This window comes from Rhizobacter sp. (assembly GCA_019635355.1).
Lineage (GTDB): Bacteria > Pseudomonadota > Gammaproteobacteria > Burkholderiales > Burkholderiaceae_C > Rhizobacter.
Map to the genome: position 1 here is coordinate 2753754 of JAHBZQ010000001.1, position 12567 is coordinate 2766320.

Consider the following 12567-nt stretch of genomic DNA (forward strand, 5'->3'; position numbering starts at 1 on the left):
AGAAGACATGAGCCAGAACCACAACATCTTTGCCGCCGTGCGCGGCGGCTTCCCGCAAGACCTCGACCTCACGGCGATCGAGACGCTCGACACGCCGGGGTTCTACACGTGGCGCGACCTCGAGCGCGGCTCGGCGATGCTCGCCAACCTGCTCGCCTCGCTCAACCTGCCCGAGGGCAGCCGCGTGGCGGTGCAGACCGAAAAATCCGTCGAGGGGCTGATGCTCTACCTCGCGGTGCTGCGGGCCGGTTTCGTCTACCTGCCACTCAACACCGCCTACCAATCGGCCGAGATCGAATACTTCATCGGCAACGCCGAGCCCGCGGTGGTGGTGTGCGCCAGCAAGAACTTCGGCTGGATCAGCCAGCTCGCGTTCAAGGCCGGCACCACCCACGTCTACACGCTCGACGACGACCGCACCGGCAGCCTGCTCGCGCGTGCCGCGCACCACAGCGACCAGCACGTGCCGGTGCAACGCCAGGCCGACGATCTCGCCTGCATCCTCTACACCAGCGGCACCACCGGGCGCAGCAAGGGCGCGATGCTGACGCACGGCAACATCCTGTCCAACACGCTGACGCTGAAGGCGTATTGGGGTTGGCAGGACGGGCGCGACGTGCTCATCCACGCCCTGCCGCTCTTCCACGTGCACGGCCTCTTCGTGGCCGCGCAGGCGGCGCTGATCAGCGGCAGCAAGATGCTGTGGCTCGCGAAGTTCGACCCCAAGCTCGTGGTCTCGCGCCTGCCCGACGCCACCGTCTTCATGGGCGTGCCCACGCTCTACGTGCGCCTGCTCGCCGAAGCGGGCCTCACGCGCGAGGCCTGCCGCAACATGCGCCTCTTCACCGCCGGCTCGGCGCCGCTCTTGATCGAAACCTTCAACGAATGGCGTGAGCGCACCGGCCACACCATCGTCGAACGCTACGGCATGAGCGAGACCTCGATCCTCACCTCGAACCCCTACCGCCCCGAAGACGGCGAGCGCCGTGGCGGCACGGTGGGATTCCCGCTGCCGGGCATCGGCCTGCGCGTGCAAGACGACCAGGGCAAGGCCTGCCTCACCGGCGAGGTGGGCGGCATCCAGGTGAAGGGCGACAACGTCTTCGCCGGCTACTGGCGCATGCCCGAGAAAACCAAGGAAGAGTTCACCGCCGACGGCTGGTTCAAGACCGGCGACGTGGGCCGCATCGACGAACGCGGCTACGTCACCATCGTTGGCCGCAGCAAGGACCTCATCATCTCGGGTGGCTACAACGTCTACCCCGCCGAGGTGGAAGGCTTCATCAACGAGATGCCCGGCGTGGCCGAGAGCGCGGTGGTGGGCGTGCCCCACCCCGACTTCGGCGAGGTGGGCGTGGCCCTGGTGGTGCCCAAGCCCGGCGCGTCACTGGACGACGCAACCGTGCTCCAGGCCCTCAAGGGCCGCATCGCGAACTTCAAGGTGCCGAAGCGGGTGTTCGTGATGAACGAACTGCCGCGCAACACCATGGGCAAGGTGCAGAAGAACGTGCTGCGCGACCAGCACAAGCAGTTGTTCTCTTAGAAGGACACCTGCAGGCCGATGGAGAAGAAGTCTCCATCGCCGCCGCCGATGTTTTCGTACTCGAGGCGCAGCGCGGTCGTGTGCGTGATGTTGAAGAGCATGCCCGCGCCGAGGCCCAGCTCAAGATCGCTGTCGGAGCTGACGCCGGGCCCGCTGCGCTTCACGCGCAGGTAGTGCAGGCCGGCCTTGCCGAAGGCGGTGAACTGCGAGTTGAGCGGGAAACGTGCGACGGCCGAGCCGCCGAGCGAGATCGCCGAGTGCTTGCGGCCGGGGGCGTAGTCTTCCGAGCCGTGGCTCACCACCTGGCCTTCCCAGCCGAAGATCGGCGTGACCTTGCCGCCGAGGTAGACCTTGAGGCCGGTGCCGTAGTCGGTGCTGCCGATCGAGGCGCCCGCCCACGAAGGCGCGAACGATTGGGCCGAAGCCGGGCCGGCCACGGCCAGGCCGGCCACGAGGGCGGTGAGTGCGAGCGAAATCTTGTTCATGTGTGTGACTCCTGGGAGAAAGCGCCGCCGGGTCGACGCGACCGCAGCGGATCTGGAGCTTACGCAGCCCGCACCTCCAAACCGGCACAAAGCCCGAGCAGAGCACCCGGCGGCGTTGGCGCCCCGCCACTCCTGGTAAGCAGACGCATCCCGGCGTGACACGCGGCAACCGCCACGCGCGCCCTACCCCGAACAGCGCGTAACAACCTGGTGCAGACGCGCCAGCACGCGCGCGATGAAATCCGCAGACCGTTTCGCTCCGGGCCGCCGCGCCGCTCGCATGAACTTCCTCGAACGCATCCCCACCGGCTGGTTGATCACTGGCGCCGCTTTTGCCTGCCTCGTGTTGTGGGCCGGGCCCGGGTGGGCGCAGGCGACCTCCGGCGACCCCGTCGCCGGCAAGTTGCTCTTCGAAGACACGCCGGGCGAGAGCGGCATGGGGCAGCTCGGCTCGTGCACCAACTGCCACACCATCCACGAGCGGCGCAACCGCATCGCCACCGGCACGGCCTCGGCCACGCCGATCTTCACGGCCGTGAGCTTCACGAGCGCGTCCGGCCGCTTCGGCACCGCCATCGCCGCCAACTACGGCGGCGTGATGGGCCAGTTCAGCGCCCTCAACAACACGCAGTTCGCCGACATCGCGGCCTACATCGCCGACACGCCCAAGCTGAGCGTCGCCTCGCTCAGCTTCAGCCCGAGCGCCATCAACACCAACACGCTGTCGCAGGACGTCGACCTGCGCAATGCCGTCACCAACGGCACGCTGACCATCACCAGCGTGGCCCTGTCCGGCACCGGAGCTTCGCGCTTCAACGTCACTGCCGACACCTGCACCTCGCAGACGATCGCGGCGAGCACGGTGTCCTCGACGAGCAGCTGCCGTGTGTCGGTGCGCTTCTCGGCACCCACGACCAGCGCCTACACCGCCTCGCTCACGCTGACGATGCGTGTGCAGGGCAGCATGACCACCTTCACGCGTGTGCTGCCGCTGAGCGGCCAGGTCGTGACCGCACCGCCCCCGAGCAGCGGCGGCGGCGACTCGGGCGGCGGCGGCCTCGGCCTCGTGTGGCTGGCGGGCCTCGCGCTCGCCACGGCAGCGCTGGCCCGTCGCCGCGCTTGAGCGACGCCCGCTGCCCCCGCTGCGGCGGCAGCTTTCACTGCGGCGCGCAAGACACCACGCCCTGTGCGTGCGGCACGGTCGACCTGACAGCCGAGACGCTTGCGCACCTGCGTGAGCGCTACACCGCCTGCCTGTGCCTGCGCTGCCTGCGCGAGATCGCGCAGGTGACCCCCGACGCGCTGAACGCCGACATGAAAAGGCCGGCCCCGTCGTCCTGAGACGGGCCGGCCCAACAAAAAGCCGGCGCAACCTTGTGGGTTGGCCGGCGGAGCCCGAAGGCGCGCGTCGCTCTCTGGTTACTGCGACGCGGCCGTGCTAGGGGCAGAAGCGGGCGCAGAAGCCGCCGCCGGGGCATGCGATGTATCGATGCCGTGTTTCTCACCGCTCATGTCGATGTCACCACCTTTGCTGAGCAGCCACACGGTCACCGCTGCGATGACCACAAAACCCACGACGAGCTTCCACATTTCAAAAGTCCAGTTGCTTGGTTGAAAAAATCAGTCCTTGGCGTAGATGTCCACGTCCTTGGTTTCCTTCACGAACAGCACGCCGACCACGAAGGTCATGAGCGCGATGATGATCGGGTACCAGAGGCCGTTGTACATGTTGCCGGTGGCCGCCACGATGGCAAACGCGGTGGTGGGCAGCAGGCCGCCGAACCAGCCGTTGCCGATGTGATACGGCAGGCTCATCGAGGTGTAGCGGATGCGCGTCGGGAAGAGCTCCACCAACATCGCCGCGATCGGGCCGTAGACCATGGTCACGTAGATCACGAGCAGCGTGAGGATCGCCACCACCAGCACCTTGTCGATCTTGGCCGGGTCGGCCTTCGACGGGTAGCCAGCAGCCTTCAGCGTGTCGGCCACGTCCTTCTTGAAGGCGGCGATGGCCTTGGTGCTGGCCTCGTCGAACTTCGAGTTCACCACGTTGCCCACCGGCGCGGTCATGACCTTGTCACCCACGGTGATGGTGGCCGGGCCGCTGCCGGCCTTGTTCTCGTAGCTCACCGAGCTTTGCGCCAGGTAGCGCTTGGCGATGTCGCACGACGAGCGGAAGTCGATCTCGCGGGCAATCGGGCTGCCCTGGAACGAGCAGTCCTTCGGGTCGGCCGTCACCACCACCTGGGTCTTGGCTTGCGCCGCGGCCAGGTCGGGGTTGGCGGCCTTGGTCAGCGCACCGAAGAGCGGGAAGTAGGTGAGCGCAGCCAGCAGGCAGCCCGCCATGATGATGGGCTTGCGGCCGATCTTGTCGGACAGCGTGCCGAACACGATGAAGAACGGCGTGCCGATCAGCAGCGACACCGCGATCATGATGTTGGCGGTGGCCGGGTCGACCTTGAGCGCCTGCGTCAGGAAGAAGAGCGCGTAGAACTGGCCGGTGTACCAGACCACGGCCTGGCCGGCGGTGAGGCCCACGAGCGCCAGGATCACGATCTTCAGGTTCTTCCACTGGCCGAAGGATTCGGTCAGCGGCGCCTTGGAGGTCTTGCCCTCTTCCTTCATCTTCTTGAAGGCGGGCGACTCGTTCATGGACAGTCGGATCCACACGCTGATGGCCAGCAGGAAGATCGACACCAGGAACGGAATGCGCCAACCCCAGTCGCCGAAGGCGGCTTCGCCCATCGCGGTGCGGGTGCCAAGAATCACGATCAGCGACAGGAAGAGACCCAGCGTCGCCGTGGTCTGGATCCACGAGGTGTAGGCGCCACGCTTGCCGTGCGGCGCGTGCTCGGCCACGTAGGTGGCGGCACCGCCGTATTCACCGCCGAGCGCGAGGCCCTGCAGCATGCGCAGGCCGATCAGGATGACCGGCGCGGCCACGCCGATCGAGGCGTAGGTCGGCAACACCCCCACGATGAAGGTCGCGAGACCCATGATCAGGATGGTGACCAGGAAGGTGTACTTGCGGCCGATCATGTCGCCCAGGCGGCCGAACACCAGCGCGCCGAAGGGGCGCACCAGGAAGCCGGCTGCGAACGCGAGCAGCGCAAAGATGAAGGCGGAAGTCGGGTCCAGGCCCGCGAAGAATTGCTTGGCGATGATCGGTGCCAGCGAACCGTACAGATAGAAGTCGTACCACTCGAACACCGTGCCGAGGCTGGAGGCGAAGATGACCTTCTTTTCCTCTCCAGTCATCGGCGCGGTCGATGCGCTTGCAGCTGCCATGAATATCTCCTCGTATGAACCCCACCCGATTGATGAGGATCAGGCAGTGTCACGGCGGGCTCTGACCCTGCCCTGACACGACGCTGATACGAAGCTGACAAACTCAGGTGCAACCCTGAGTCTTCATTTCTTCATGCGAGAACCCAAGGGCTTGCGAGATCAGTGTTTTCTCTGAACGGCCGCCGGCAAGGCTGACACCGAAGCCCACTCGGGGCCGTCGAACCAGGGCTCGCCGCGCAGGTAGGCCGAGAGCAGCTCCAGGCCGTCGAGGCCCCAGAAGAGCTTGTCGTCGACCTCCACCGTGGGCACGCCGAAGAGACCGCGTGCGGCGGCCGCGGCGGTGGCCGCCTTGAGTTCGTCTTTCACCTCGGCGCTCGCCACGTCGCGCTGCGGCGCGAGGCGCTGGGTGAGCGCGGCCAGCCGTTCGGCATCGTTGGCATCGGCCCCGCCACGCCACACGTGGTGCAGCACCTGCTCGCTCGCCCAGCGGTTGGGGGTACCGCCGGCCGGCGCGGTGGCCAGCAGCAGGCGCAGCAGCGCCAGCGGGTTGAAGGGGTGCGCGGCCGGCATGTGCAGGGGCAGTTGGAGCTTGTGGCCGAGCCACAGCACCTGGCGGTAGGTCCAGTCGCGCTTGGGCACGATCTCGGCCGGGCCCTTCTGGCCCCAGTGCTGCAACAGGCCGGCGAGCAGGATGGGCTCGTAGCTCACGTTGTAGCTCAGCCCTTCGAGCACCTGCGGCAGGCGCTCGAATGCGAGGTAGGCGTAAGGCGAGATCGGGTCGAAGCTGAAGCGCAGGTGTCTCATGGCGGGTGCTTCAGGAGGTGGGGGTGTCGAAGAAGGGGTGTTCGGCCTGGCGCTGCTCGATGCGCTGCCACACCACGCGCTTGGCCTCGTCGCCCAGCGTCGACCAGGCGGCGATCTCGTCGAGCGTGCGCAAGCAGCCTTCGCACAGGCCGCTTGCGGCATGCATGCGGCACACGCTGATGCAGGGGCTCGGCACCGGGGCGATGACGCCCGGCATGTCAGGACGGCGTGACATCGGCCATCGGCGCGCCGGTCATTGCCTGCAGCTGCGCGGGGGTGAGCTTGAAGACACCGTTGGGGTGGCCGGCGGCGGCCCAGATCTCGTCGAAGCGCGCGAGCTCGCGGTCGATCAGCATCACCGGCGGCGTGAGGTGGCCCACCGGCGAGACACCGCCGATGGAATACCCGGTGGCAGCCTTCACGAAATCGGCATCGGCGCGGCCCACCGGGCCGGTGAGCGCGGCGACCTTCTCCACGTCGACCCGCAGGTCGCCCGAGGTCACGACGAGCACCGGCGCGCTGTCGTGTTTGCGCTTGAAGATCACGCTCTTGGCGATCTGGCCGAGCTGCACGCCGAGGGCATCGGCGGCCTCTTGCGCGGTGCGTGCGGTGACGTCGAGGTAGACCGGTGCGTGCGGATGGCCTTTCTCTGCGAGCAGCGCGGTCACGCGGCGAAAACCTTCCGGCAAGGATGACGACCCCTCGTCCGGTGAATACACCGGCCGATCCCCCGGGGGGATGCGGGCCGGCTTGGGAGCGGCCCGGCGCTCGTCCCGCTGTCGTTCGTCGCTCATGCCGCCGCCTTCTCGCGCTTGGCGAGCACCGCCCGCCCCACGCGCGACACCGGCGAGCGGCCCAGCACGCCCGAGATGTAGGCCCCGGCGTCGACCAGTGCATCGAGGTCGATGCCGGTCGAGATGCCCAGGCCGTTGAGCATGAAGAGCACGTCTTCGGTCGCCACGTTGCCGGTCGCGCCCTTCGCATACGGGCAGCCGCCAAGGCCGGCCACGCTCGCATCGAAGGTGTGCACGCCCATCTCGAGGCAGGCGTAGATGTTGGACAGCGCCTGGCCGTAGGTGTCGTGGAAATGCCCGCTCACCTCGACCAGCGGGTAGTGCTTCAACGCACGCTCCATCGCGAGCTGCACCTTGCGCGGCGTGCCCACGCCGATGGTGTCGGCCACGCCGCAGTGGTCGACACCGATCTGCTTCATGAGCTTCACCACGCGCTCCACCTCGTCGGCACCCACCTCGCCCTGGTACGGGCAGCCGAGCGCACACGAGATCGCACCGCGCACCTTGAGGCCCGCTTCGTGTGCCGCTGCCACGACCGGCGCAAAACGCTCGAAGCTCTCGGCGATGCTGCAGTTGATGTTGCGCTGGCTGAAGGCCTCGCTCGCCGCACCGAAGACGACCACCTCATCGGGCTTCGTGGGCAGCGCCGCTTCGAGCCCCTTCATGTTGGGCACCAGCACCGAGTAGCGCACACCACCCTGGCGCGCGATGCCCGCCATCACCTCGGTGTTGTCGGCCATCTGCGGCACCCACTTGGGGCTCACGAAACTGGTGGCCTCAATCTCGCGCAGGCCGGCTGCCTGCAAGCGGTGCACGAGCTCGATCTTGTGCGCTGCGGCGACGGGCTGCTTTTCGTTCTGCAACCCGTCTCGCGGACCGACCTCGACCAGCGTCACATGACTCGGAAACATGACCAAATCCTCAATATGGGTGACTGAAGTCACGGACCCCCTCGTATAGGGATGTGCGGGCCTTCGAGCAAGGATGAAGATACTCCAACTGCCGGAGTGAGACCGTGTCCAACCAAGTTCAATTGCGCATCGCAGCACGCATCCATTTCATCCTCAAGCGGGACCTGGGTGAAGGGATCAACGTGCCCGCGATGCTGTCCGACCCGGACGAAGCCCGCGAGGTGCTCTTCGTCTGCCAGGCCTCGGGCAACCGCGAACTGGTGTCGCTCGCACGGCAGTTCGTGCACGCTGGCAAGCTGGCCGCGCCGGAAGTCGCCGTCAAGGCCGACGGGCCGCAAGACGCCGCCTGGGCTCGCCACACTTCGGGCTTCGGCATGCCGCAACCCGCCGCCCCGGTACCGGCAGAAAGCAGCTGGCGCAGCGCCACGCAGTGGCTGCGCCGCGGGGCACGCGCCGTCACGCGCTGAGCTTCAAGAGTTCGCCGCCTTCGGGCACCTGATCGCCGGGCGCATACAGCAGCGCCTCGACCTTGCCATCGCGGGGCGACACGATGGCGTGCTCCATCTTCATCGCCTCCATCAAGGCAAGCGCCTGCCCCTGCCTCACGGCCTGCCCCGGCTGCACGAGGAAGCTGATGACCTTGCCCGGCATCGGCGCGGTGAGCCGCCCGCCTTCCGCCGCGCCATCCCCCGCGTGGGCCAGCACGTCGACCTCCGACACCGTGGCCGCGCCGTCGGGCGCGAACACGCTCACGCGCTCACCGAAGGCATAGACCGCGAGCGTCAGCCGGCGATCGCCGAGCTGCACCTCGTGCCGCTCGCCACCGATCGACGCCGTGGCAAACGGCCAGCGCTGCTCGCCGATCACAAGCGTCATCGCGCCGCCGCGGTGGGCACGCTCCAGCACCACCGTCTGGTGCCGGCCGTGCAGCTGGAGTTCGAAGCGGCGGCGCGCGCCACCGAAGAGCCGCCAGCCATCGCGGCGCGACCACGGGTCGTCGCCCTGCAAGGCCAGCTCGGCCGCGAGTGCATGCGCCACCACGCCGGCCGCGGCCAGCTCGGGCGCGAGCGGCGGGGCGTTGAAGAGAGATGCCTTTTCGCGTTCGATGAGCGCGGTGTCGAGGTCGGCGTCGGCAAACGAGCGGCTCGCCACCACGCGCCGCAAGAAGGCCACGTTGGTGTGCAGGCCCACGATGTGCGTCTGCGCGAGGGCGGCGTCGAGCCGCGCCAGCGCCTGCGCGCGGTCGGCGCCCCAGACGATGAGCTTGGCGATCATCGAGTCGTAATACGGCGAGATCGCATCGCCTTCGCGCACGCCGGCATCCACACGCACGTCGCTGCGCTCGAAGCTCGATGACGCGGGCGTGCGATAGACCTGCAGCGTGCCGGTCGCCGGCATGAACTGCTTGTCGGGGTTCTCCGCGCAGATGCGCGCTTCGATCGCATGGCCGTGGATGCGCAAGTCGTCCTGCCGAACCGGCAGCGGCTCGCCGCTCGCCACGCGCAGCTGCCACTCCACCAAGTCGAAGCCGGTGATGGCCTCCGTCACCGGGTGCTCGACCTGCAGGCGGGTGTTCATCTCCATGAAGTAGAAGCGCAGACCGCCATCACCTGAGGGCTCGGCGATGAATTCGACCGTGCCCGCGCCCACGTAGCCCACCGCCTTCGCGGCGGCCACGGCCGCCTCGCCCATCTGACGGCGCAGCGCTTCGGTCATGCCGGGCGCAGGGGCTTCTTCCAGCACCTTCTGGTGACGACGCTGCACCGAACAATCGCGCTCAAAGAGGTAGACGCAGTTGCCGTGCGTGTCGCCGAACACCTGGATCTCGATGTGCCGTGGCTTGGTGACGTAGCGCTCGATCAGCACCGCCGAATCGCCGAAGCTGTTTTGCGCCTCGCGCTGGCACGACGCCAGCGCCTGCGCGAACTCGCTGGCCGCCGTCACGATGCGCATACCCTTGCCGCCACCCCCAGCACTCGCTTTGATGAGCACCGGGTAGCCGATGGCCTCGGCCTCGCGCTGCAGCAGCGTCGGGTCCTGGTCGGCGCCGTGGTAGCCGGGCACGAGCGGCACGCCGGCCTTGGCCATCAGGCGCTTGCTCTCGGCCTTCAGGCCCATTGCCTGAATCGCCGACGCGGGTGGGCCGATGAAGACGAGGCCCGCCTCGGCACACGCCTGCGCGAAGTCTTCGTTCTCGCTCAGGAAGCCGTAGCCGGGGTGGATGGCCTCGGCGCCGGTCGCTTTGGCCGCGGCGAGGATGCGCTCGGCGCGCAGGTAGCTCTCTTTCGGCGACGAGGGACCGATGTGCACCGCCTCGTCGCACACCGCCACATGCTTGGCGCGCGCATCGGCATCGGAATACACCGCGACGGTGCGAATGCCGAGGCGGCGCGCGGTGGCCGCGACGCGGCAGGCGATCTCACCTCGGTTCGCGATCAGGATCTTCTTGAACATCGTGTTGTCTCCATTCAGGCTGCTCATGAGCTCGGATCAACTCGGGATGGCTCGGGCAAAACGCCGCAGCAGCTGGCGCAGGAATTTCGCCAGCACCCAGATCAGCACCCCCATCACCACCACCGCCACCGCGAGGCCGGCGAAGAACAGCCCCGGGTGCACCCACGACAGCCACAGCATCAGCGGCACCGCGCCGTCACCGGCGAGCGACAGGCCCCAGTTCGAGAAGGGCTCGGGCGAGGTGTTGACGGCCGCCCGCGTGGTGGCCTTGGCCGCGTGGCTGGTGGCGGCCAGCAGGCCGCCCAGCACCGCAGCGACGGCGGCCGTCGACGCGTGGTCCATGCCGAACACGCCGGCTGCGAGCGCTGCGCCGGCCGGGATGCGCACGAGGGTGTGCAGCACGTCCCACACGGTGTCGAGGCCGGGGATCTTGTCGGCAAAGAACTCGGTGAACATCATCAGCGCGCTCGCGCCGAGCATCAGCGGGTTCTGCAGGATGTGCAGGCCGGTCGGCAACTGCACCCAGCCCAGCGTGCCAGCGAGGCCGGTGAGAAACACGACCGCATACAGGCGCAGGCCGCTGGCCCAGCCGAGGGCGGCCGCAATCGCGAAGAGCTGTGTCGTGTCGAGCGTGTTCACGCACCGTCAAGCCACGAAGGCTTGCGTTTGTTCAGGAACGACTGCACGCCCTCGCGGCCTTCGTCGCTTGCGCGGATGTCGGCGATGCGGCGTGCGGTCTCGGCGCGCAGGGCTTCATCGACGGGCCGGCCCGCCACGTCCTGCACGAGCTGCTTGCAGGCCCGCAGCGCCATCGGCCCGTTGGCGCACAAGGCGGCCACGATCTCGTCGACCTTGGCGTCGAGCGCCTCGGCGCTGCACAGCTCGTGCACGAAGCCGAGCGCGTGCGCCTGCGCGGCGCTGAAGCGCTCGGCGGTGGTGAAGTAGCGGCGCGAGGCCTGCTCGCCCAAGGCGCGGATCACATACGGGCTGATGGTGCCCGGCAGCAGGCCGAGCTTCGCTTCGCTCAGGCAGAAGGCCGCGGCGTCGGAGGCCACGAGCACGTCGCACACCGCCGCAAGCCCCACACCGCCGGCATAACAGTCGCCGTGGATGCGGCCCACCACCGGCACCGGGCAGCGCCACACCGTCCACAGCATGTCGGCCAGCGCCTGCGCGTCGGCTCGGTTCTGCTCCCAGCTGTAGTCGGCCATCGCGCGCATCCACGACAGGTCGGCCCCGGCGCAGAAGGCCTTGCCGTGGCCGCCGAGCACGATGGCGCGCAGGCTCGCGTCGCCGCCGAGTTGCGTGAAAGCGGCAGTGAGCTCGCCGATCACCGCATCGTTGAACGCGTTGCGCACCTCGGGGCGGTTGAGGAAGACACGCGCCACGTGGCCTTGCCGCTGGATGTCGAGAAAACTCATGGCGTGTGCTCCTGTGGGTTTCACTCGTTGCCGAGCTGCCCGCTGCGGCCGATGCGGCGGGCCGGGTCGGCCTGCCACACCACGCGGTGGTCGACCGCGTACAGCCAGCACACCTTGCCGTTGCTCTGGCAGTAGTCGAGCGCCTTGGTCATCGCGTCGGGGTCGCCGTGATAGAAGCGCCAGGTCTGGCCGCCGTCGAAGATCACGAAGGCCTTGGGCGACGGCAGGCTCAGGTAGTGGCGGTAGCGGCTGCGGCCGGCGTCGTTGAGCGGCACCGCATTGAGGTCGTCGACCTCGGCGAAGCCCGACGCGGGCGGCACCGGGCTGCGGTGCTGTGCCGAGATGGCACCCTTGCCGATCACGGTCACCATGCCGGCACGCCCCGGCGTCGCAAGCATCGCCTTGAGGTCGACCACCGAGCGGGTCTGCCCCGAGCGGCACTCGTAGCGGTCCTTGTCGTCGCGCACCTGGTCGTCGTAGTTGCTGACGATGCCGAGGACTGTCTTGCTGCCAGCCTTGCGCGCCTGCTTGGCCAGCTCGGCCACCGCGTTGATGAAGGCAATGCGGCAGGCCTCTTCGTCGGTCAGCTGCAGCGTGCCCGGGCGCAGGATCGAGGGGCGCGGGTCCACCTTGCCGCGGGCCTTGAGGTTGTCGTCGGTGATGACGAACCCGTCGGGCAGCGCGCCGCCGAACGAGAAGGTGATGTCATCGCCGAGGGCCGCACGCGCCTCCGGCGTGGCGAGCGTCGGCTGGATGGGCAGCAGGTGCTCGGTGTTGCGCGCCGCAGCGGGCCAGGCCACCGCCGCCAGCCCGAGCGCGAGGACGAAGCGGCCGGCCTTGAAAAGCAACGTGGTCATGGTGGAGCGG

General features: G+C 68.3%; 15 protein-coding genes. 4 read left to right on the plus strand and 11 right to left on the minus strand.

What is annotated here, in order from left to right; all coding sequences use genetic code 11:
- Positions 1–7 precede the first annotated feature (7 nt).
- Complete coding sequence (locus KF892_12450; protein ID MBX3625819.1) at positions 8–1543, plus strand: malonyl-CoA synthase; 1536 nt, start codon at positions 8–10, stop codon at positions 1541–1543.
- Here KF892_12450 and KF892_12455 read toward each other — a convergent pair.
- Positions 1540–2028, minus strand: coding sequence for a porin family protein (locus tag KF892_12455; protein ID MBX3625820.1), 489 nt, complete (start codon positions 2026–2028; stop codon positions 1540–1542). The genes KF892_12450 and KF892_12455 overlap by 4 nt on opposite strands.
- Before the next feature lie 280 nt (positions 2029–2308).
- Between KF892_12455 and KF892_12460 the strand changes: the two genes are divergently transcribed.
- Positions 2309–3151: a hypothetical protein gene (locus tag KF892_12460; protein MBX3625821.1), complete on the plus strand. Its 843-nt coding sequence runs from the start codon at positions 2309–2311 to the stop codon at positions 3149–3151.
- A complete protein-coding gene (locus KF892_12465) occupies positions 3097–3369 on the plus strand; it encodes a cysteine-rich CWC family protein (GenBank protein MBX3625822.1) in 273 nt (90 codons plus the stop codon). The genes KF892_12460 and KF892_12465 overlap by 55 nt, the downstream gene beginning before the upstream one ends.
- Positions 3370–3447: 78 nt before the next feature.
- Here the strand turns inward: KF892_12465 and KF892_12470 are convergent, their stop codons facing one another.
- The 6 genes from KF892_12470 to KF892_12495 all read right to left on the minus strand — a co-directional run bounded on the left by KF892_12470 (position 3448) and on the right by KF892_12495 (position 7825).
- Positions 3448–3618, minus strand: a complete 171-nt coding sequence (locus tag KF892_12470; protein MBX3625823.1) for a hypothetical protein — start codon at positions 3616–3618, stop codon at positions 3448–3450.
- A gap of 30 nt (positions 3619–3648) precedes the next feature.
- Positions 3649–5286 (minus strand): MFS transporter, encoded by a 1638-nt coding sequence (locus tag KF892_12475; protein MBX3625824.1) that lies wholly within the window; start codon positions 5284–5286, stop codon positions 3649–3651.
- Positions 5287–5475: 189 nt separating this feature from the next.
- Positions 5476–6120, minus strand: coding sequence for a DsbA family protein (locus KF892_12480; GenBank protein MBX3625825.1), 645 nt, complete (start codon positions 6118–6120; stop codon positions 5476–5478).
- Positions 6121–6130: 10 nt separating this feature from the next.
- A complete protein-coding gene (locus tag KF892_12485; GenBank protein ID MBX3625826.1) occupies positions 6131–6355 on the minus strand; it encodes a DUF1289 domain-containing protein in 225 nt (74 codons plus the stop codon).
- Positions 6339–6914, minus strand: a complete 576-nt coding sequence (locus tag KF892_12490) for a YbaK/EbsC family protein (GenBank protein ID MBX3625827.1) — start codon at positions 6912–6914, stop codon at positions 6339–6341. Before KF892_12490 ends, KF892_12485 begins: the two co-directional genes overlap by 17 nt.
- Positions 6911–7825, minus strand: a complete 915-nt coding sequence (locus KF892_12495; protein MBX3625828.1) for a hydroxymethylglutaryl-CoA lyase — start codon at positions 7823–7825, stop codon at positions 6911–6913. Before KF892_12495 ends, KF892_12490 begins: the two co-directional genes overlap by 4 nt.
- A 104-nt stretch (positions 7826–7929) precedes the next feature.
- Here KF892_12495 and KF892_12500 point away from each other — a divergent pair, with 104 nt between their 5' ends.
- A complete protein-coding gene (locus KF892_12500) occupies positions 7930–8292 on the plus strand; it encodes a hypothetical protein (protein MBX3625829.1) in 363 nt (120 codons plus the stop codon).
- Here the strand turns inward: KF892_12500 and KF892_12505 are convergent.
- Genes KF892_12505 through KF892_12520 form a run of 4 tightly spaced genes read right to left on the minus strand, consistent with a single transcriptional unit; the run spans position 8282 to position 12557 of the window.
- Positions 8282–10279, minus strand: a complete 1998-nt coding sequence (locus KF892_12505) for an acetyl/propionyl/methylcrotonyl-CoA carboxylase subunit alpha (protein MBX3625830.1) — start codon at positions 10277–10279, stop codon at positions 8282–8284. The genes KF892_12500 and KF892_12505 overlap by 11 nt on opposite strands.
- A gap of 36 nt (positions 10280–10315) precedes the next feature.
- A complete protein-coding gene (locus KF892_12510) occupies positions 10316–10918 on the minus strand; it encodes a DUF4126 domain-containing protein (GenBank protein ID MBX3625831.1) in 603 nt (200 codons plus the stop codon).
- The gene (locus KF892_12515) at positions 10915–11700 is read right to left on the minus strand and encodes an enoyl-CoA hydratase/isomerase family protein (GenBank protein MBX3625832.1); all 786 of its coding nucleotides are present in this window, start codon (positions 11698–11700) and stop codon (positions 10915–10917) included. Before KF892_12515 ends, KF892_12510 begins: the two co-directional genes overlap by 4 nt.
- 20 nt (positions 11701–11720) lie before the next feature.
- The gene (locus KF892_12520; protein MBX3625833.1) at positions 11721–12557 is read right to left on the minus strand and encodes a hypothetical protein; all 837 of its coding nucleotides are present in this window, start codon (positions 12555–12557) and stop codon (positions 11721–11723) included.
- Between the last annotated feature and the right edge of the window lie 10 nt (positions 12558–12567).